The organism is Methyloversatilis discipulorum, from assembly GCF_000527135.1.
Classification (GTDB): domain Bacteria; phylum Pseudomonadota; class Gammaproteobacteria; order Burkholderiales; family Rhodocyclaceae; genus Methyloversatilis; species Methyloversatilis discipulorum.
In genome coordinates this window covers 3,972,599-3,992,087 of record NZ_AZUP01000001.1, presented here as the reverse complement: position 1 = coordinate 3,992,087, position 19,489 = coordinate 3,972,599, and the positions used below count along the sequence as shown (strand labels likewise).

Annotated in this window: 15 protein-coding genes; 5 read left to right on the top strand and 10 right to left on the bottom strand. The window is 68.7% G+C overall.

Translation table 11 applies throughout. The features are described 5' to 3' along the window. Positions 1-11 precede the first annotated feature (11 nt). From METFAM1_RS0118600 to METFAM1_RS0118590, 3 genes are read right to left on the bottom strand one after another with little or no spacing between them, the layout of a single operon-like run. Positions 12-794, bottom strand: coding sequence for a GNAT family N-acetyltransferase (locus METFAM1_RS0118600; protein ID WP_019917032.1), 783 nt, complete (start codon positions 792-794; stop codon positions 12-14). Positions 795-805: 11 nt separating this feature from the next. Further along, positions 806-1,624 (bottom strand): carbon-nitrogen hydrolase family protein, encoded by an 819-nt coding sequence (locus METFAM1_RS0118595; RefSeq protein WP_019917031.1) that lies wholly within the window; start codon positions 1,622-1,624, stop codon positions 806-808. A 27-nt stretch (positions 1,625-1,651) separates the two neighbouring features. Continuing rightward, on the bottom strand, positions 1,652-5,572 hold the full coding sequence (locus METFAM1_RS0118590; protein WP_019917030.1) for a YhdP family protein: 3,921 nt from the start codon (positions 5,570-5,572) through the stop codon (positions 1,652-1,654). 159 nt (positions 5,573-5,731) lie between these two features. Between METFAM1_RS0118590 and glnE the strand changes: the two genes are divergently transcribed. The 4 genes from glnE (at position 5,732) to trhO (ending at position 10,759) form a co-directional block, all read left to right on the top strand. Beyond that, entirely contained in the window at positions 5,732-8,473 is a 2,742-nt protein-coding gene (gene glnE, locus METFAM1_RS0118585; RefSeq protein WP_019917029.1) for a bifunctional [glutamate--ammonia ligase]-adenylyl-L-tyrosine phosphorylase/[glutamate--ammonia-ligase] adenylyltransferase, read from the top strand. Between the two features lie 26 nt (positions 8,474-8,499). Beyond that, positions 8,500-8,877 carry a hypothetical protein gene (locus METFAM1_RS0118580; RefSeq protein ID WP_019917028.1) on the top strand — a complete coding sequence of 126 codons (378 nt, stop codon included), beginning with the start codon at positions 8,500-8,502 and terminating at the stop codon, positions 8,875-8,877. Between the two features lie 129 nt (positions 8,878-9,006). Continuing rightward, positions 9,007-9,981 (top strand): sulfite exporter TauE/SafE family protein, encoded by a 975-nt coding sequence (locus METFAM1_RS0118575; protein ID WP_019917027.1) that lies wholly within the window; start codon positions 9,007-9,009, stop codon positions 9,979-9,981. Between the two features lie 61 nt (positions 9,982-10,042). After that, positions 10,043-10,759: an oxygen-dependent tRNA uridine(34) hydroxylase TrhO gene (gene trhO, locus METFAM1_RS0118570; RefSeq protein WP_019917025.1), complete on the top strand. Its 717-nt coding sequence runs from the start codon at positions 10,043-10,045 to the stop codon at positions 10,757-10,759. A gap of 69 nt (positions 10,760-10,828) precedes the next feature. Here the strand turns inward: trhO and METFAM1_RS0118565 are convergent, their stop codons facing one another. Together METFAM1_RS0118565 and METFAM1_RS0118560 are read right to left on the bottom strand one after the other, a co-directional pair. Next, the gene (locus METFAM1_RS0118565) at positions 10,829-11,746 is read right to left on the bottom strand and encodes a DUF808 domain-containing protein (RefSeq protein ID WP_019917024.1); all 918 of its coding nucleotides are present in this window, start codon (positions 11,744-11,746) and stop codon (positions 10,829-10,831) included. Between the two features lie 92 nt (positions 11,747-11,838). Further along, positions 11,839-12,111, bottom strand: coding sequence for a hypothetical protein (locus tag METFAM1_RS0118560; protein ID WP_019917023.1), 273 nt, complete (start codon positions 12,109-12,111; stop codon positions 11,839-11,841). 82 nt (positions 12,112-12,193) lie between these two features. Between METFAM1_RS0118560 and METFAM1_RS0118555 the strand changes: the two genes are divergently transcribed. Continuing rightward, on the top strand, positions 12,194-12,862 hold the full coding sequence (locus tag METFAM1_RS0118555; protein ID WP_019917022.1) for a biliverdin-producing heme oxygenase: 669 nt from the start codon (positions 12,194-12,196) through the stop codon (positions 12,860-12,862). On the opposite strand, the gene METFAM1_RS0118550 is transcribed toward METFAM1_RS0118555, so the two are convergent. The 5 genes from METFAM1_RS0118550 to METFAM1_RS0118530 all read right to left on the bottom strand — a co-directional run bounded on the left by METFAM1_RS0118550 (position 12,846) and on the right by METFAM1_RS0118530 (position 19,489). After that, complete coding sequence (locus METFAM1_RS0118550) at positions 12,846-15,005, bottom strand: GAF domain-containing protein (RefSeq protein WP_019917021.1); 2,160 nt, start codon at positions 15,003-15,005, stop codon at positions 12,846-12,848. The two genes, METFAM1_RS0118555 and METFAM1_RS0118550, sit on opposite strands and share 17 nt — an antisense overlap. Before the next feature lie 13 nt (positions 15,006-15,018). Then, positions 15,019-16,206 carry a transcriptional regulator PpsR gene (gene ppsR, locus METFAM1_RS0118545; RefSeq protein WP_232419821.1) on the bottom strand — a complete coding sequence of 396 codons (1,188 nt, stop codon included), beginning with the start codon at positions 16,204-16,206 and terminating at the stop codon, positions 15,019-15,021. Between the two features lie 258 nt (positions 16,207-16,464). Then, on the bottom strand, positions 16,465-16,956 hold the full coding sequence (locus tag METFAM1_RS0118540; protein ID WP_019917018.1) for a TspO/MBR family protein: 492 nt from the start codon (positions 16,954-16,956) through the stop codon (positions 16,465-16,467). Next, entirely contained in the window at positions 16,953-18,122 is a 1,170-nt protein-coding gene (locus METFAM1_RS0118535) for a geranylgeranyl diphosphate reductase (protein ID WP_019917016.1), read from the bottom strand. The genes METFAM1_RS0118540 and METFAM1_RS0118535 overlap by 4 nt, the downstream gene beginning before the upstream one ends. A gap of 2 nt (positions 18,123-18,124) precedes the next feature. Next, positions 18,125-19,489, bottom strand: a complete 1,365-nt coding sequence (locus METFAM1_RS0118530) for a BCD family MFS transporter (RefSeq protein WP_019917014.1) — start codon at positions 19,487-19,489, stop codon at positions 18,125-18,127.

The window sequence follows — 19,489 nt, the reverse complement described above, 5'->3', positions numbered from 1 at the left end:
TCAGTCCTGGTTCAGTTGCGCGCCGGACGCCCGAGACGTTCGGCGATGGCGTCCTCTTCCTGGCGCGGGAAGAAGTACTTGTACATCGATTTCTCTTCCTTCAGATCGCGCCAGCGGCCACCCAGTTCATCGACGCGGCTGCGATACAGCTCGCGCGTCAGCCGCAGCAGGATGGCCGGCGCGCCGACGCGCTTGCACATGCGCTCCTCGGCGGCCGGAACGAAGTCGAGATATTTCTCGTAGAAGGCGCGGTGGCGCGGGTTCACCTCGATCAGCACGTCGTCGCAGTCCTGGATGCGGAAGGCGTAGATGCACATCAGGTGGAACAGCGTGCCCATCAGCCGCTTCGAGCGCACCGACTGCTCGACCGCGAACTTGCCGAACTCGCACACCTTGCGACCTTCGTCGCGCAGCCCGTGCATCACGTCCGGATAGGTTTCGTCGGCCGACAGGCCGGTGTCGGAGTCGAGGTTGACGGTGATGGTGCCGTAGATGTGGCCGTCGAACTCGGCGACAAGGGTGATGCGGTTGGGCGCCTCGTCGATCTGCTTTTTCGTGTGATAGCCGCGCCACGAGTACATCTTCTCGATCAGCAGGCTGGTGCCCTCGCGTTTCTCGTTGTCGCTGCTCAGCAGGCGCACGCGGAACTTGTCCTTCTGCTGCGCCATTTCGCGCGTACCCGGAATGTCCTCCTGCTCGATGCACATCGAGCGCAGGCGTTCGACGTCCATGACCGTCACTTCCGCCAGTGTGTGCGGAAATTTCGACGGATTCCGAGTGGTCTGGTCATTCATGCGGGGAGACCTCAACAAGCGATGCGCCGGTGGCCCAAAGCAGGAAGATTCTGCCTTATTTCAACAAGATAGTCCGAATCAAGATCACCTACGACCACGCCCGGACCACGCGCCAGGCGATTGATCACATTTCCCCACGGATCGATCAGCATCGAGTCACCCCAGGTACGTCGTCCGGACGGGTGCACGCCGCCCTGCGCCGCCGCCAGCACGTAGCACTGGTTCTCCACCGCGCGGGCGCGCAGCAGCAGTTCCCAGTGCGCCCGACCGGTGGTCTCGGTGAAGGCGGCACCGAGCACCAGCAGCTTAATGTCGCCCAGCGCGCGGAAATACTCCGGAAAGCGCAGGTCGTAGCAGATCGACAGCCCGACCCGGCCGAAAGGGGTCTCGATCGATACCGGCTGATGGCCGGCCTCGATCGTCCGCGCCTCGTCGTAATTCTCGGCGCCGCGGGTGAAGGCAAACAGGTGGACCTTGTCGTAACGGGCCACCTGGCTGCCGTCCGGGCCGTAAGCGAGGCAGGTGTTGCGGACCTTGTTCGCGGCATCCGCCACCAGCGGCACCGAACCACCGATCAGCCAGATGCCGTGCCGGCGCGCGCAGTCGGCAAGGAAGCGCTGGATCGGACCATTCCCCTCTTCCTCGCGGATGCCGATCTTGTCGGCCTCGTCGCCGGAAATCAGCGGAAAGTACTCAGGCAGCGCCACCAGCTGCGCACCCTGGCGCGCCGCCTCGGCAATCCAGTGCCCGGCTTCCTGCAGGTTGTCCGCCACCACCGGGCCGGACACCATCTGCACGGCAGCAACGCGGGTCTTGGTCGTAGTGTTCATGACGCACCTTTCAATCGGATGACAAGCTCATTCAGCGGCCGGCGCCGTCGACAGCTTGGCCACCAGCGGATCCTCCCACGAGCCGGTAACGGCGTAGCGGAACGAGAATATCTGGCCGAGCGGATCCTTCAGCACCTTCTGCGCCAGATAGGTCGCCACGCCGACCGCCGGATTGGCGATCAGCGCGCCGACCGACACGCTGTCGCTCAGCGCCGGCTGTACGTTCACCGTCAGGTTCTGGGTTTCGGCGGCGATGTTGGCACTGCCGCTGATCTGCACGCGCGCCGCCGGGCCGGCCAGTTCGAGATTGTCGGTGTTCATGATGCCACGCTCGACCGCCACCGTTCCTTCGATGCGGTCGAAAGCGAAGCCTTCGCTGAACACGTCGCGGAAATCGAGCGTGATGCGGCGCGGCAGCGACTGCAGACTGAGGATGCCGAGCAGCCGTCCGGCGCCCGGATTGATCTTGCTGAACTGGCCGTTGTTCGCCTTCAGCTCGAACGATCCTGACAGCGACGGGTAGTCGATCGACAGCGGGCTGCCCTGCCAGCGCAGCATGCCCTTCATGCCGGCGGTACCGCGGCGCAGCGCGCCGGCGTGGCCGAGGCGTTCGAGCAGCTTGCCGGCGTCCTCGGTGTCGATGGCGAAATCGAAACGCGTCTCGCGCGTGCCGCGCAGGCCGGCCAGCGCGCGGCCCCAGGCGCCGCTGGCGACGAAACTGCCCTCTGGCATGGTCAGTGCGAGGCGGTTGATCAGCCAGGCGCGGCGCTCATTACTGGCCTGCAGTTCGAGCCGGCCGAGGTTGCGGCCGTCGAGCACGAAGCGTTCGGCCTCGATGTCCAGCGCCGGCAGTTCGTCCAGTTCCTCGTCCGGCTCGACGCTGCTGACCTGGGCGCCCGCCTCGTCCGCCGTGTCGATGCGCAACTGGTCGAAACGCGCCTTGACCTGACCCTTGCCCTGCGCGTTCCAGCTCACGCGACCGCGCGCCTGAGCGCTGGCAAGATCGATGTCCCACACCTCGCCGCGGCGCGTTGCGTCGATCTTCACCGCCTCCAGCCAATGCCCGGACAGGCGCAGATTCTTCGCGTCGAGCTTCACCTTCGACACCGGCAGGGGCTCGCCTGCGGCACCGCCCGCTGACGTCGGCGAGGCAAAGGCGCGGCGCAGCGCGTCGAGATCGACCGTTTCGGTGCTCAGCGCCAGCGCCAGCCCCTGATCGGGCAGAGCCGGCATCTGCGGCAGGCCGACCGCGCCGCGCTCCAGCACCCAGCCACCCGGGGTCGAACGGCGGACGATGTCGGCGCTGCCCAGTCGGCCGGCGTCGATGTGCAGCAGTTCGCGCTCGGCGCCGAGCGCCGGCAGGCCGCGCCGTGCCGCTTCGCGCGCGTCGAGGGCGCCGATGCGCTCGACCTTGAGCGCCAGCGCTTCGCCGACCGACTTGCCGAAGGGCGCCGGCAGCGTCGAGGCCACCTGCGACAGGTCGGCGTCGAGCGTCATGTCGGTGCCACTGCGGCGCACCCCCAGCCGCGCCTGCCAGCCGGCGACGCCGGACAGCGCCGTCATCCACGGCTGGCCGAACTGGGCACGCAGCGCGTCCATCGAGGCGCGGCCGCGCACGTCTACATTGACCGTGCCGCCGCCACCGGTACCGACATCCAGCGTCATCGGAAAGCCGAGCACGCTGGCCTGGGCACCACGTATCGACAGCGAACTGTCAGTGAAGGCGACCTTGCCCGAGGCGTCGGTCAGCGGCGGCAGCGTGCTGTCGAGCACGAGCTTGTTGGCGGTGAAGCTGTACTCGCCCTCGACCTTGGTGTCCTTCGAGTGGCGCAACGGGATGGTGAGCGCGATCGCCAGCTTGCCGTTGCCTTCGGCGCGCATGTCCGAGGTGAAGCCGTCGATGCGTTCGGCCACCGGGCTGGCGTCGATATAGCGCAGGAAATCGGCGGTCGCTCCGCTGGTCGAGCCTTTCACCAGCAGCAGTTCCTCGGCCGCGTCGAGATCGGGAATCTCGGCCGTGGTCGGACCGAGCTTCGTGTTCATGATGCGACCGTCACGCGAAGTGATGAGCATGCGCGGCCCCTCGAACAGCACGTCGGCGCGCAGGCCGGTCAGCGGCGGCCAGCTCGGGCCGAAATCGACGGTCACGTCCTCGGCCTTCACCTTGACCTGGAAAATGCCGGGCTGGCCGCGGTCGAAAGGGAAGTCGTCGAGCCGGCCGCGCAGCTTCAGCGTCGCCTCCGGCGCGCGCCCCGCGGTCAGCGCCGTACGCAGCCAGTCGCGCGTGTCCGGTCCGATCTCAAGCGGCAGGTAGCGCCACACCGCCCGTGCGTCGCCGTCGAGCAGTTTGGCTTCGATATCGATCTCGCCGGCCGTGCTGCCCGCCGTGCGGTAACGCCCGCGCGCCTGACCCTGCACATCGTCGTTGCGGAAGGCGAGCGACTCGATCACCACCTCGGTTTCGCCGTCGCTGCGCGCCCAGCCGGCGCGTGCCTTGAACTGCGAGAACGGGATTTCCGGCTGCGGGAACACCGCCGGCAGGTCGAGCACCAGATCCGGCGCATCGATCTGCACGCTGCCGCGTACATCGCTGCCTTCGATGCGGCCGCTCAGCCCGCTGACGCCGGGCAGTGCGCCGTCGGCGCGCAGACCGACTCGGTCCAGCCGCGCACTGACGCGGAAGGCGGTCGGCGCCGACAGCGGACCGGTCCAGCCGCCGTCGAGTTCATGCACGACGCCCTGGGCCGCGTGGCGCTGCAGTCGGTCGCGCACCGGGTCGGGCAGCGGCAGATAGGCGGACAGTCGGGTCAGCGCGTCAAGATCGAGCGCACTGGCCGACAGCTCGCCACGCTCCACCTCGTTGCCGGCCGCCGCCTGCCAGCGCAGATCGATGCTGGTCGGCTGCACGCGCAGCCCGCCGCGGGTCGCCAGCTGCAACTGACGGGCCGAGGCGACGACGCGCTCCTGGCTCAGTTGTTCGGCGCTGACGCGGCCGGACAGGCTGACCAGGTCGAGCAGCGGCAGTTCGGGCGCCAGGCGCAGCCGCACGTCCGCCAGCGCCAGTTCGCCGGTCACCTCGGCCAGCCGGGCGCCGTCGAAACGCGTCCAGGCACGCGCCGCACCGCGCCCCTGCGACAGTTCGAGCGGGTAATCGACCCAGGTCTGCCAGACCGCCATGTCGGCGCCTTCGAGCGACACGAACAGTTCGCCCGACGCGCTGCGCCAGTCGTCGCGGTCCGGCAAGGTCACGTCACCGCGGATGTCCAGCCGCTGCGCCAGCTCGCTCGGCGGCCGCGCCGACAGGCCGAAGCGATGGTCGCGGCCGGAATTGTCGAGGCGGAAATCGACCTGGGTCAGCTGCAGCGGTGGCGCGGTTTCGCGCAAGGCGTCGTCCCACTCCAGCCGCGCACCGCGGATATTGATCTGGCCCTGCGACAGCAGCCAGCGCATGAAGCCGCCCCGCTCGCCGTCCTGCCTTATTTCCAGACCGGCGACGAAGAAGCGGCCGTCGGCCTCGCGGCGTATCCAGAGGTCGGGGCCGTTGATGTCGAGCCGGTGCAGATGCAGTTCGCCGCGCACCAGCGACGAAAAGCCGAGGGCGGCTTCGACCTGTTCCAGCCGCAGCGCCGGCTGGCCGGATTCGTCGAGCAGGGTCAGACCGCGCAGCGACAGCTGCGGGTGCAGGCCGCTCCAGTCGGCGCTCAGGCTGTCGATGCGCACCTGGCGCTGCAGCGCATCACCGAGCGCCTGTTCGATGCGCGCGCGATGCTGATCCACCTCGGGCAACACCCAGTGGCGCGCGACCAGCACGACGCAGGCGACGACGACGTAGGCGATCAGCGCCGCGTCGAACAGCCGCCCGGCGATGCGGCGCCACAAGGGGCGGGCCGCAGCCGCGCGGACGGTGGCGACCGCGGCGGCGAGTTCAGCGTGGGCGGAGTCGGACAAGATTTGCGGGCAGTCAAACCGGCGATGACTGCATTTATGGAACGATGCGGGAGTTTACCCGCAACGCAGGCGCTGTCGCGCTTTGTAAGGCCATGCTTACATGCCGGCCCGCACCACGGTTTTTTGCATAATCGCCATCTTCATACGAGAAAGCCTGACATGGACGCCCCCGCCGCCATCGCCCACGCCCGCCGCCACAGCCGCTACCTCGCCCGCCTGCTCGACGCGCGGCCAGCGCTGGAAGACGCGCTGGGCAGCACGCTGCAGGCCCAGATCAGCGCCGCCCTGCTCGGCGAATGGCTCACGCAGACGCCGTTCGCGCACGGCGACGAGGCGGCATTGAAGGCGGCGCTGCGCCGGCTGCGCGCCCGCACCATGGCCCACCTGATCGTGCGCGATCTGGCCGGCCTGGCCGATCTGGACGAAGTGACCGAGGGCATGACGCTGCTGGCCGAGCAGACGGTGCGGGTGGCGGTCGATCAGGCGCGCGCCGCGCTGGTCGAGCGTTTCGGCGAGCCGCGCGGCGAGACCGACAACGCGGTCCAGCCCTTCATCTGCATCGGCATGGGTAAGCTGGGCGGGCGCGAGCTGAACGTCAGTTCCGACGTCGACTTCATCTTCGTCTACCCGGAATCGGGCGAAACCGACGGTGAAACGCCGACCGGAGCGGGCAAGCGCATCGACAACTTCGACTTCTTCACCCGCCTCGGCCGCAAAGTGATCGAACTGCTGGCCGACGTGACCGCCGACGGCTTCGTGTTCCGCGTCGACATGCGGCTGCGCCCGAACGGCGACTCCGGCCCGCTGGCCTGCAGCTTCGACATGCTGGAGAACTACTTCGTCACCCAGGGCCGCGAGTGGGAGCGCTACGCCTGGATCAAGGCGCGCGCGCTGACCGGTGGCGTCAATGACGAGCTGGAATCGCTGCGCAAGCCCTTCGTCTTCCGCAAATACCTCGATTTCGGTGCCATCAACGCGATGCGCGACCTGCACGCGCAGATCCGCCGCGAGGTGGCGCGCCGCGACATGGCGGACAACATCAAGCTCGGCCCGGGCGGTATCCGCGAGATCGAATTCATCGCCCAGGTGTTCCAGCTGATACGCGGCGGCCGCGAGAGTGCGCTGCAGATCCGGCCGACGCAGAAGGTGCTCGACCGACTGGCGATGCGCGGCGTGCTGGGCGAGGACGCGGTCGAACAGCTGCAGTCGGCCTACGTCTTCCTGCGCCGGCTCGAACACCGCCTGCAGTACGTCGAAGACGCGCAGACGCACAAACTGCCGGCCAGCGCCGAAGACCAGGCGCTGGTCGCCTCGGCCATGGGCTTTGGCGATTACGCCGCGCTGCTGGACGAACTGGACCACCACCGCGGCCACGTAAGCCGCCATTTCGACGCCGTATTCGGCGCGCAGGAAAGCTCGACCCCGACGCCGCGTGCCGTCTGGCAGGACATCGGTCAGGACAGCGCCCCGTGCGACGACTGCCACAGCGCACTCGACGGCATGGGCTTCGACGACACCGAACAGCTGGCGCGCCGCCTGTCCGCCTTCAAGTCGGGCAGCCGCTACCGCCAGTTGCCCGACAGCTCGCGCACCCGCGTCGACGCGCTGGTACCCAAGCTGCTCGAAGCCTGCCGCGATACGCCGCAACCCACGGCCACCGCGCTGCGCGGCCTCGACCTGCTGGAAACCATCAGCCGGCGCGCTGCCTATCTGGCGCTGCTGGCAGAATTCCCGCAGGCGCTGAGCCAGGTGGCGCGACTGATCGGCGCATCGAGCTGGGCGGCGAACTACCTGGTGCGCCACCCGATCCTGCTCGACGAACTACTGGACGCCCGCCTGCTCACCGCCGAGCCCGACTGGCCGGCCTTCGAACAGGCGCTGCGTCAGCAACTGGACGAGCTGGGCGACGATACCGAGCGGCAGATGGACACCATGCGCGATGCCCACCATGCGCAGGTGTTCCGGCTGCTGGCACGCGACCTGGCCGGCGAGCTGTCGGTCGAACGCCTGTCCGACCACCTGTCGGCGCTCGCCGACGCCATGCTGCGCATCACGCTGGACATGTGCTGGCGCAAGCTCACCCGTCGCCATTGCGACACGCCGCGCTTCGCGGTCATCGCCTACGGCAAGCTGGGCGGCAAGGAGCTGGGCTACGCCTCCGACCTCGACGTCATCTTCCTGTTCGACGACCCGCACGAGTCGGCGCCGGAAACCTATGCGCGACTGGCGCAGCGCATGCTCACCTGGCTGTCCAGCCATACCAGCGCCGGCATCCTGTTCGAAACCGACACCCGGCTGCGGCCCAATGGCGAATCCGGCCTGCTGGTCAGTTCGATCGAGGCCTTCCGCGACTACCAGCAGAAGTCGGCCTGGGTATGGGAACACCAGGCGCTGACGCGCGCCCGTTTCTGCGCCGGCGATGCCGCCGTCGGCGAGCAGTTCGAGGCGATCCGCCGCGAACTGCTGACCCAGCCGCGCGACGTCGCCGCGCTGCGCCGCGAGGTGCTGGACATGCGGCAGAAGATGATGGACAGCTACGCCAACAAGTCCGAACTGTTCGACATCAAGCACGACGCCGGCGGTCTGATCGATCTCGAATTCGCCGTGCAGTACATGGTGCTGGCCCATTCGGGCGCGCATCCGGAACTGACCGGCAACCTCGGCAACATCGCGCTGCTGCGAATCGCCTCGGAAGTCGGCCTGCTGCCGGCGCTCGACGCGGTCGCCGCCGGCAATGCCTACCGCCGGCTGCGCCACCTGCAGCACGGCCTGCGGCTGAACGATGCGCCGAAAGCCCGGGTGCCGAAGGACGAGGTGGTGGCCGAGCGCACTGCCATCCGTGCCATATGGTCGCGCCTGTTCGACGACGCGTCGAACTCCGACGCAGTCGAACGACTCTGACACACAGACCTGTCATGGAGCTTCGCATGCACACGCTTACCCTGCGCCGCAGCCTGCTGCTCGCCGGCCTCGCCCTGACGCTCGGCGGCTGCGTCACCTCGCCGCCGCTACCACCGGCGCCGACCACCGACGAAATCGTGCAGATGTCGAAGGACGGCATCCCGCCGGCGGAAATCATCCAGCGCCTGGAGGAAAGCCGCGCCCTCTACCCGCTCAAGGCTTCGCAACTGGCCAAGCTGCGCGAGGAAGGCGTGTCGGACGAAGTGATCGACTACATGCAGCAGACGCTGATCGAAACCGAACGCATGCGCGAAGCGATGCGCGAACGCGACCGCATGTGGATGTACGGCTACCCCTACTACCCGGCCTACCCCTGGGGCTACTGGCGACGGCCTTACCGGTAGTACGGCGCCGACCCGGGCGACACCTGCCGACAAATACCACCCAGTGATATACATAGAACTAAATATCACTTTTTTGGATAAGCATTGCTGACTAGACTGCGCGCTCCCTGAGATATCGAGCGACGCGCAGTGAAGATCCGCCACATCGACACCCGGCCCACCGAGGTCGGACAAGCCCACGAAGCACTCGGCCTGCCGCCGGTCGAGCAGGTGATCGACCGCGCGCAGGCGCACCCGCTCGCCACCGTCGCCAGCTGGTTCATGGGCTTCACGCTGTTCGGCCTGGCCGCCATCCTGCTCGCGCGCGGCCTGCCACTGGGCGACCCGTCGGCGGCGCTGGACATCGTGATCGGCGTCGTCACCTCGGACGAATTCCTGAAGGCCGCCGCCGTCGGCTTCATCGCGCAGAGCATAGACGGCGCGCTCGGCATGGCTTACGGCATTTCCGCCACCACCTTCCTGCTCGGTACCGGCGCCTCGCCCGCGGTGGCGAGCGCCAGCGTGCATATCGCCGAAATCTTCACCACCGGCCTGTCCGGCCTGTCACATCTGCGACTGGGCAACGTCGACCGCAAGCTGATGCTCAAGCTGCTGATACCGGGCGTGATCGGCGGCGTGCTCGGTGCGCTGGTGGTGACGAAGTTCGACGGCGCCGCGCTGAAACCGTGGATTTCCGGCTACCTGCTGGTGATGGGCACCTACGTGCTGGCCAAGGCCTGGCGCCATCGGCGCAAGCCGGCGCAGGAGCCGAAGCACGTCGCCAAGCTGGCGCTGTTTGGCGGCTTCGTCGACGCCGCCGGCGGCGGCGGCTGGGGGCCGGTGGTCACCACCAGCCTGGTCGGCGCCGGTCAGGACCCGCGTCGCACCATCGGCTCGGTCAATTTCGCTGAATTCTTCATCGCCATCGCCAGCGCCGGCGCCTTCGTCCTCTTCATCGACGCGGCGCCCTGGGCAACCGTCGCCGGTCTGGTCGCCGGCGGCATGTTCGCCGCGCCGCTGGCCGCCTTCCTGTGCCGCGCGCTGCCGGCGCGTGCGCTGCTGGTGCTGGTGGGCACGCTGATCAGCGGCCTCAGTGCCTACAACCTGATGAAAGCACTAGGCTGAGCACCGCCGGAGGCGCGTGAGGCGACAGGTATACTTGGCGACTGATCTCCGGATACCGAGCATGACCCGTTACGCCAACACCGCCGCCTACCGCTTCGTGAAGCTCGCCGATCGCGAGGCACTGCGGCCGCACATCCAGGAACTGGCGCAGTCACGCAGCCTGCTCGGCACCGTGCTGCTCGCCAGCGAAGGCATCAACATCTTCCTCGCCGGCCGCGAAGCCGATCTGCGCAGCTTCTTCGACGCACTGGCCGAGGACCCGCGTTTTGCCGCCATGGACGTGAAGTGGAGCCTGTCGGACACGCTGCCCTTCAAGCGGCTGCGGGTGCGGCTGAAGAAGGAAATCGTCACCGTCGGTCAGCCGGATTTCGACCTCGACGAGACGCCGGCGCCCTATCTGCCGGCGGCCGAACTGAAGCGCTGGTACGACGAAGGACGCAAGTTCGTCATCATCGACACGCGCAACCGCTGGGAGATCGAGCAGGGCAGTTTCGACAACGCGCTCGATCCGGGCGTGGACAGCTTCGGCCAGTTTCCGGCCGCGCTCGAACAGTACGCCGACCTGAAGGACACGCCCATCGTCACCTTCTGCACCGGTGGCATCCGCTGCGAAAAGGCGGCGCCCATCATGAAAAAGGCCGGTTTCAGCCAAGTGTGGCAGCTGGAAGGCGGCATCCTGCGCTATTTCGAGGAAGTGGGCGGCGCTCACTGGCACGGCAACTGCGTCGTGTTCGACGACCGCGGCGCGCTGAAGCCGGACCTCAGTCCGGCCGGCTGATTCCGCGTCGCTGCCTTACAACTGCCGGCCCGCGGTCAGCGCAGCGTGCCTGCCGCAGGCCGCGCCGGATCAGGCCGCCGCGCTACCGCGCAGCTTCTTGACGCCCAGCACCACCGCCAGCGTGATCGCGCCGGCCACGATGCCGGTCAGCGCATCCGCCAGAAAGGGCAGCAGCACGCCGGCCACGCCGCCGACCGCTTCGACCTGATGGGCGATGGCGTGGTGCAGCGCCGGAACGCCGTGCGTCAGGATGCCGCCGCCGACCAGGAACATGGCGGCGGTGCCGGCCACCGACAGTGCCTTCATCAACCACGGCGCCAGCGCGAGGATGCCGCGACCCAGCGCACGCGCTGCGCCCGAGGTGGTGCGGCTCAGGTAGAGACCGGCGTCGTCCAGCTTGACGATGCCCGCCACCAGTCCGTACACGCCGACCGTCATGATGGCGGCGATGCCCGCCAGCACCGCGACCTGGGTGCCGAAAGGCGCGTCAGCGACGGTACCCAGCGTGATGGCGATGATTTCGGCGGACAGGATGAAATCGGTGCGGATGGCGCCCTTCACCTTTTCCTTCTCCAGCGCCACCAGGTCGACCTGTTCGTCGGCCAGTGCCTTCATGTGCTCGGCGTGGTGCGCCGCGTCTTCGTCGGCGCTGTGCAGGAATTTGTGCGCCAGCTTTTCCACGCCTTCGTAACAGAGGAAGAGCCCGCCTATCATCAGCAGCGGCGTCACCGCCGCCGGCAGGAAGGCGCTGATGGCCAGCGCCGCCGGCACCAGGATGAGCTTGTTGCGCACCGACCCCATCGCCACCGCCCACACCACCGGCAGTTCGCGGTCGGCCTTGACGCCGGCCACCTGCTGCGCGTTCAGTGCCAGATCATCGCCGAGTACGCCGGCGGTCTTCTTGGCGGCGACCTTGGTCAGGACGGACACGTCGTCGAGTACGCTGGCGATGTCGTCTATCAGTGCGAGAAGGCTGGCTCCGGCCATGGCGAAATCCTGTGTGTGTTGTCGGGGTCGATCCGTACGGCATGGATCGCGCGGCGCATGCTACCGGAAGTCGGCGACGAGACTGCAGTCGATCACGGCGCCCGCGGCCGGCGCAGGTACAGATCGCATCCGTGCGCCACGCCGGACGCCGCCAGCCAGAACAGCACCAGGGTCGCACCGCCGCCGGTGAGGGCTGCGCGCAGCGCCAGCATCAGGCACAGGCCGGCGGCCAGCGTCGGCAGCCAGCGGCCCGGCGCGAAGCCCAGACCGAACCGGCGGTGCAGCAGCGCCAGTGCCGCCGCTTCGAACAAAACCCCTATCATGATCAGGTCGATCAACACACCATTCGCCAACAGGTCGGACATGCGAGCGCTCCACGCAGAGATCGGCAGCAGGCTGCCGCATCCGCACACCGTACACGACTGACAGGCAGACGCGCCCTTCCCCATGCACGCCACCGAACAGCCCCCGCTGTCGCAGCGCCTCAGACAGGTGACGGCAGCACATCACACGCGGGTCGAGCGCAGCGGCCCGATGCCGGCGCTGCTGCGCGGCGAACTCGGACTGACCGCCTACTGCACGCTGCTGCGCAATCTGCACCCGATCTACCGCGATCTCGAAGCCGCGCTGGCGCGGCATGCGGCTCACCCCGGCCTGACCGGGCTGGACATCGACGGGCTGGCGCGCCGTGCCGCGCTGGAAGCCGACCTGACCACACTGCACGGCGACGGCTGGGCGGACGCACTGCCGCTGGTCGACGCGGCGGCGCACTACGCGGCGCGCCTGCGCGAACTGTCGGCAAGCCGGCCGGAACTGCTGCTCGCGCACGTGTATGTGCGCTACCTCGGCGATCTGCAGGGCGGACAGATCCTGCAGCGCATCGTCGCCCGCTGCTTCGCGCTGGACGGCGAAACCGGCACGCGCTTCTACCGCTTCGGCGCCCACGCGCCAGCCGAACTCAGCGCACGACTGCGCGCAACACTCGACGGGCCGTCGCGCGACGACGCCACGCAGGCGGACATCGCCGGCGAAGCCGAAGCCGCCTTCCTGCGTCACGTGGACATTTTCGAGGCGCTGCCGGTCGGCGACGCCGCCGCGCTCAGAGCGGTCGATTGAATTCGCGCAGGCGGGCGTAAACCGCGGCGGCGCGCGTCGCCGACGCTTCCAGTTCCTCGATCAGCGTGGCCACCGGAATCGACGCCGTGGTGTCGGTCAGTTCCATCGCCGCCACGCTCGCATTGGCCAGGATGGCGCCCATCACTTCGTCGGGCAGGCCGTGCGCCTCGCGCGTGGTCAGCTGCGCGTCGGCCTGGCCGGTCATCGTCAGCGACTGTTCGAGATGGCGACGCGCCGCCTCGGTGCGCTTGGCATCGGTGAGGTCAGTGAACATCAGGATGCAACCGAGCACGGCATCGCGCGGGCCCGGCACGACGTCGGCGCGCACGCCCAGCGCAATGCCGCCGTTCATCCGCCACTCGCCGCGCCACGACACCCGTCCTTCGCGCAGCGACCGCAAAACCTCGCGCACAGAGGCCTGATCTTCGAACAGCGCCGCCAGTTCGTCGAAATTCGCCGGCTGCCGGCAGCCGCCCGGCAGGATGCAGGCGAGTGCCGGACTGGGAAACAGGATGCGACCGTCCGCATCGGCAACCAGCAGCGGCTCCGGCGACTCGTCGACCGCGGTGCGGAATTTCTCAAGCTGGTGCTGGGCGATGAGCAGGCGCACCGCCTGCGTCTGCATGATCACGTCGCGCAGCGAGGCGCCGATCGCGCGCGCCAGCGCCAGATCGGCGCGCGACCACGGTGCCGCGGTGCCACGCACGATTTCCGACCACGCCTCGAACGAGCGTCGTGGCGACAAGGTCAGCGGATCGTTGTCGACCATGGGCTTGGCGGGGTCGCCGGCCCAGGTCAGCTTGGCACGCTGCTCGCGGCGGAACCACATCAGCAGATTGCGGCCGCGCGTCGACAGATCGATCGCCAGCACGCCGCACACCACCGGCGTCAGGTAGGCCAGCGCCGGATTGGCGCGCTCGACCGAGACGCAGCTGAACAGCATCTGCTTCATCTCGCCGGACACCCAGCCGGCCAGCGCGCGCACTGCCTCGGTGGACGGCACCTCGCCGGCGGTCAGCAGTTCGCCGTCGTGCAACAGCGCGACACCGCTGGCGTCCATCGGCAGCAGCAAGGTGCGCGCGTTGCGCATCAGCGCCGAACGCCAGTCGCCCTCGGTCGACGTCGCCTCGATCAGCCGCAGTTCCATGCGCCGCACCAGCACGTCGACCTGGGTGCGCACGTAGTTCTCGATCGCCGCGATGCGCGTCGACATCACCTCGGCCAGCACGTCGACGGCGGCGCGCTGCGCGTAATGGATGCGCCGCGGCGAGTAGTGATGACAGGCGATCAGCCCCCACAACCGCCCCTCGCGCACCAGCGACACCACCAGCGTGGCGGTCACGCCCATATTGCGCAGGTACTGGATGTGCAGCGGCGACATGCTGCGCAGGTGGCACATCGACATGTCCAGCTCTTCGCCGCTGTGCGGCAGCCGGCGCGGCTCGACGGCGACCGGCAGGTAGCGGGCATCGACCAGCACGCGCACGCGGTTGCGCAGATAGAGGTCGCGCGCGCGCTGCGGAATGTCGGTTGCCGGATAGCGGTGACCGAGCAGGGTGTCGAGCCGGTCGTCGCGCGCCTCGGCGACGATCTCGCCATGGCCGTCCGCATCGAAGCGATACACCATCACGCGGTCGTAATGGGTCAGTTCGCGTATCGACTGCACCGCCGTGTCCGCCAGCGCATCGACGCTCATCGCCTCGCTGAATCGTCGCACCGCCGTCGCCAGCAGGGCCTGCGCCGCGACATCCTCGGCCGGCGGCCCGGCGGTTTCGAGCTCGACGATCAGCGTGCCGGACTGCCCGCGATGCGCCATGCCCTCGAAATGCCGCAGCAGCCCGCCATGGCCGGTGCTGCAGTGGAAGGGCGTCAGTTCGACTTCGGTCAGCGCCCGGCCCAGTTCGCGCACACGCGCCGCCAGGTCGCCGCCGAGCGCCGGCAGCGGCGCCTCGACCACCTCGACGTGCGGCACGCCCAGCCACTGTTCGGTATTCAGGCTGGCCTGCAGCACCTGCAGGTCGGATTCACGCACGACCAGCAGTACGCCGTGCGGCTGTATCGAGCCGGCAAGGTGGATGAGCTCGCGCTCGCAGTTGGTCAGGTCGGCCTGACCGAAAGGCGGACTGTAGAGAGGTTCGTTCACTTTGCGTGGCCGCTCAGTGCATCTGACCCCTGTCCCTCGCGCCGGGGCCGCGCGGCTGCACTGCGCGGATGATGAGACCGATGGTGTTCGAGTCTCCGTTATGGATCAGCACGGCCGACAGTTCAACATCGACGTCGTGACCCCGCTGGTTGCGCAGACGCGTCGCCAGACGCAGCGTGCCGCTCTGCCGCACCGCGGCGAGCAGGCCGCCCAGTCCGTCGCTCTCGCCCGACAGCCACTCCGCCATCGAGCGGCCACGCAGCGACGCCATGTCGACGCCCTGCACCAGCTCGACGAAAGCCGGGTTGGCACTCAGCAGCACCCCCTGTTCGTCGGTGAAGGCGACCGCATCGGGTGTCAGGCGCACCAGTTCCGGCAGCATCGCATCGTCGACCGCCGGCGGCATCTGGCCGCCTTCCGGCCAGGCGCGCATCAACAGCAGCGTACTGCCTTCGTCGCGGAACAGCGATACCCAGGCATGGATGCGACCGCCCGACGCCAGGTCGAGCATCGCGTCGCCCGGGCGCTCGGACACCCGCACCGTGCCCAGCAATTCCTCCAGTGCGGGCAGCGAGGACGGCGCCAGCGCGTAGCCGGCCTGACGGCCCGGCATGTCCTGCACGGTGCCGCCAAACAGTCGGCCGGCGGCGCGGTTGGCATCGACGATGCGCAAGGTGTCGGCGTCCACCACCAGCACGGCATCGGTGGCGATCTGGAACAGCAGGCGATAGCGGGTTTCCGCCTGCCGCATGCGCCAGTAGTCGCGCTCCATCGATTGCTGGGCGTCGACCAGCCGCTGCTGCATCGCCGAGACGGCGCGCAGGTCACGTCCGACCACCAGCAGCGGACCGCCGTGGCCGAGGCGCACCGCGGTGTAGGCCACCGGCAGATCGCTGCCGGCCAGCGACGGGTGATTGATGTGGCGGGTGCGTGAAACGCCGGACTCGGCCGCCTCGCTCAGCAGGTCCTCGACCTTACGGCGGGTGTCCGGCGTCACCGTGTCTATCCACTGGCGGCCCAGCCATTCGCCGGCGGCGGCGCTGACCGGCTCGGTGCCGCCCAGCGCGACGCTGCGGATGACGCCCTTGTCGTCGATCACCAGCGCAATGTCGCTGGCGACCGACACCAGCATGTCGGCCAACTCCGGGGCCACATCGGAGAAGGCGCTCAGGTCTCCTGGATCGTTCGGTAGCTTGTTCACGGCATGGGCCTGGTTAGCAGGACGGAGAGATACGGGACCGACCTGCTGCAAATTTCGGGCCCGGCCTGGACCGGGACATGCGCTGCCGCGTGGTTCGGAAAAGCCCGGTACGCGCAATTCAACGGAAGCACCCCCGCTGATCACCGGACTGCCGACGGCGCAATCGCGACAACGCCTTCAATTGCTTGAGTTTAACGCCTGCATGCTACGGCAAGTCGCCGGCCGGCACACGTGACTGGTGTCAAAAAGTAGGTCGCGTCAGCCGAAGGGTGCGTTCAGGCGGACGATGGACAGGTTCAGTGCCGCAGCGAAAGCCACCCACAACGCATACGGCAGCAGCAGCGCGGCCGCGCGTGCGGACCATGGTCGCAGGCGGACCATCAGGAACACCACCGACAGCCACAGCAGCACGACTTCGGCCAGCGCCCAGTCCGGGCGGCGCAGATGGAAGAACAGCGCACTCCACAACACGTTCAGGCCGCCGTTGGCGGCGAACATGGCCAGCAGCTGGCGCCGCCCGCGCGCGTCCGGCGCATGACGCCAGCCGAGCACGCCGGCGGCGGCGGCCAGACCGAAGATGAGGGTCCACGCCGGCCCGAAAGCCCAGTCCGGCGGCTGCCAGGAAGGTTTCATGAGCGCGCGGTACCAGTCGCTCAGATCGGTCATCGCGCCGCCCAGGCCGGCCACCGCAAGCGCGGCAAGTGCAGCGACGGCCACCGGCTTCCAGCGCGTGGCCGTCGACGCCTTCATGGCGACACGATGCCGCAGAGGTGCGCCAGGTCCTTGAAGAAGATGCGCATATGCGCCAGCGGCCGCGCACGGACCAGTCGCTTGTGCATATAGGCCTGCCAGGTGAGCTGCTGCACGTCGGGATCGCGGCAGATGCTGACGAAGCGCTCGCGCCGCTTGTCGCTGGCGTACCAGAAGCGCTGCATGATGCCGAGCACCATGAACACGCGGCCGTGCGCCTTCATGAAGCGCTTGCGCGCCAGTCTCAGCGCGCGCGCGTCACCGGTGACCAGATAGGCGTCGACCGCCTCGGCCGCCAGCCGGCCGCCACTCAGCGCGTAGTAGATGCCTTCGCCGGACGCCGGCGCGACGACGCCCGCCGCATCGCCGGCCAGCACGACGTCGCGTCCGTTGTCCCAGCGGCGCAGCGGGCGCATCGGAATCGGCGCGCCTTCCCGGCGAACGGTGCCGGCAGCACTCAGGCCGGCGCTGTCGCGCAGCGCGCTGACGCCGCCGCGTATCGAGAAGCCCTTGCGCGCCGAGCCGACGCCGACACTGACCGTGTCGCCGTGCGGGAACACCCATCCGTAGAAGTCCGGCGACAGCCGGCCCTGGTAATAGACATCGCAGCGGCTGCCGTCGAAACCGGTCTGCGGCGCGCGCACGATCTCGTGGTAGGCGAACACGCAGGGCACCTGGTCGGCGCCCGGCACACACTGCCGGCCGACCGCCGACAGCGCACCGTCGGCGCCGATGATGGCGCGGGCGCGCACGCAGCGCTCGCCCTGCTCGCCGACCCGGTAATGCACGACGGCCGAGCCGGCACCGTCGCGGCTCACGCGCAGGAAACTGCCGGTGCGCCGGTGTGCGCCGGCGAGTTCGGCGCGTTCGCGCAGGTATTCGTCGAACTGCTCGCGATCGACCATGCCGACGAAACCGCCGTCGATCGGCATGTCGACCTCGCGCCCGCTGGGCGCCACCATGCGCGCCGAACGGGCACGGGCGACCAGCAGTTCATCCGGAATGCGGAACTCCTCGATCGCCTTCGGCGGTATCGCGCCGCCGCAGGGCTTGATCCGCCCGCCGCGATCGAGCATCAGCACCGCGTAGCCGCGTCGCGCCAGATCGGTCGCCGCGGTGGCCCCGGCGGGCCCGCCGCCGACCACCACCACATCGTAGCTTTCCATGATCAGGCCTCTCTTTCCACGCGCGGCATCAGCGGCAACGGCGCGGCAGGCGCAGACGCCGCCACGGTCGCCGGCTGCAGGCCGGAAATCCGCGTCGCCATGACGGCCGACACGATGAACAGCAGCGCCTCGCCGCCGAACACCAGCGCATAGGCGATGCCCGGTTCGGCGATCAGGGCGCGCGTCAGGTCGACCGCGACAGTGCCGGCGAAGCCGCCCAGCGCGAAGGCGATCGCCTGCGCCGCCCCCCACAGTCCCATGCGCACGCCTTCGCGACCGGCGCCGCCCTGGCCGGCCAGGCGCATCATCGACGCGATCGCCGCCACCGCGAACGCGCCATTGGATACGCCGAGCAGGAACACGGTTTCGCGCAAGGGCCAGCCCTGGCCGCCGAAGCCTGCGGCCGTGAGACCGAACAGCGCACAGGCCGACGCGATGCAACCGCCGATGATCCACAGCCGCAGCGAGCCGATCTGCCGGCCGCCAAATACGGTGCCGGTCAGCGCCACCAGCAGCATGCCGGCGAACACGCCGCCGTGCTGCAGGCCGGACAGCTGCGTCGACTGTCCCGGCGAATAGCCGAACACGGTGCCGGCAAAGGGTTCGAGTATCAAATCCTGCGCGCTGTAGGCGAGCATGGACACGAAAACGAACAGTGTAAAAAGCCGCGCATGCGACTCGCCCCAGACCTGGGCAAGTGCAGCGCGGAATGGGGTGCACTGTGGAGGAGAGTCCGGCAGCCCCGTCGAAAACGGTTTCACTGCTGGGCCCGCGCCCTCGACACCGCGCACCGCGAAAAGCGCCAGCATGAAGGCGCAGAACGAGGTGCCGGCAACGACCTGCAGCAGACGTTCGCCGGAGAAGGGATCGAGCAGCTTGCCGGTGATGCCGGCGGTCAGCGCGAAGCCGAGGATCATCATCATCCAGACGATGGTGGCGGCCGCGGCGCGACGGCCGTCGTCCACCCGCTTGGCGAGCAGCACCAGCAGTGAAGTGCCGGCGGCGCCGACACCGACGCCGATCAGAACGAAGGCAAGCACCGCCAGGGCGACACCGGCGACGAAGTGATCGGCCATCAGCACGGTGGCGAGGGCGGCCAGCGTGCCGCCGGCGGCCAGTACCGCCATGCCGCCGATGATCCACGGCGTGCGCCGCCCACCCAGATCCGACCCGTGACCGAGGCGCGGCCGCAGCATCTGCACCGCGTAATGCAGCGCGACCAGAATGCCGGGCAGCATGGCCGGCAAGGCCAGTTCGACCACCATGACCCTGTTCAGCGTCGACGTGGTGAGCACGACGATGGCGCCAAGCGCGGTCTGCACCAGACCGAGGCGGAAGATGCCGAGCCAGCCGAGGGCGTTGTTCAT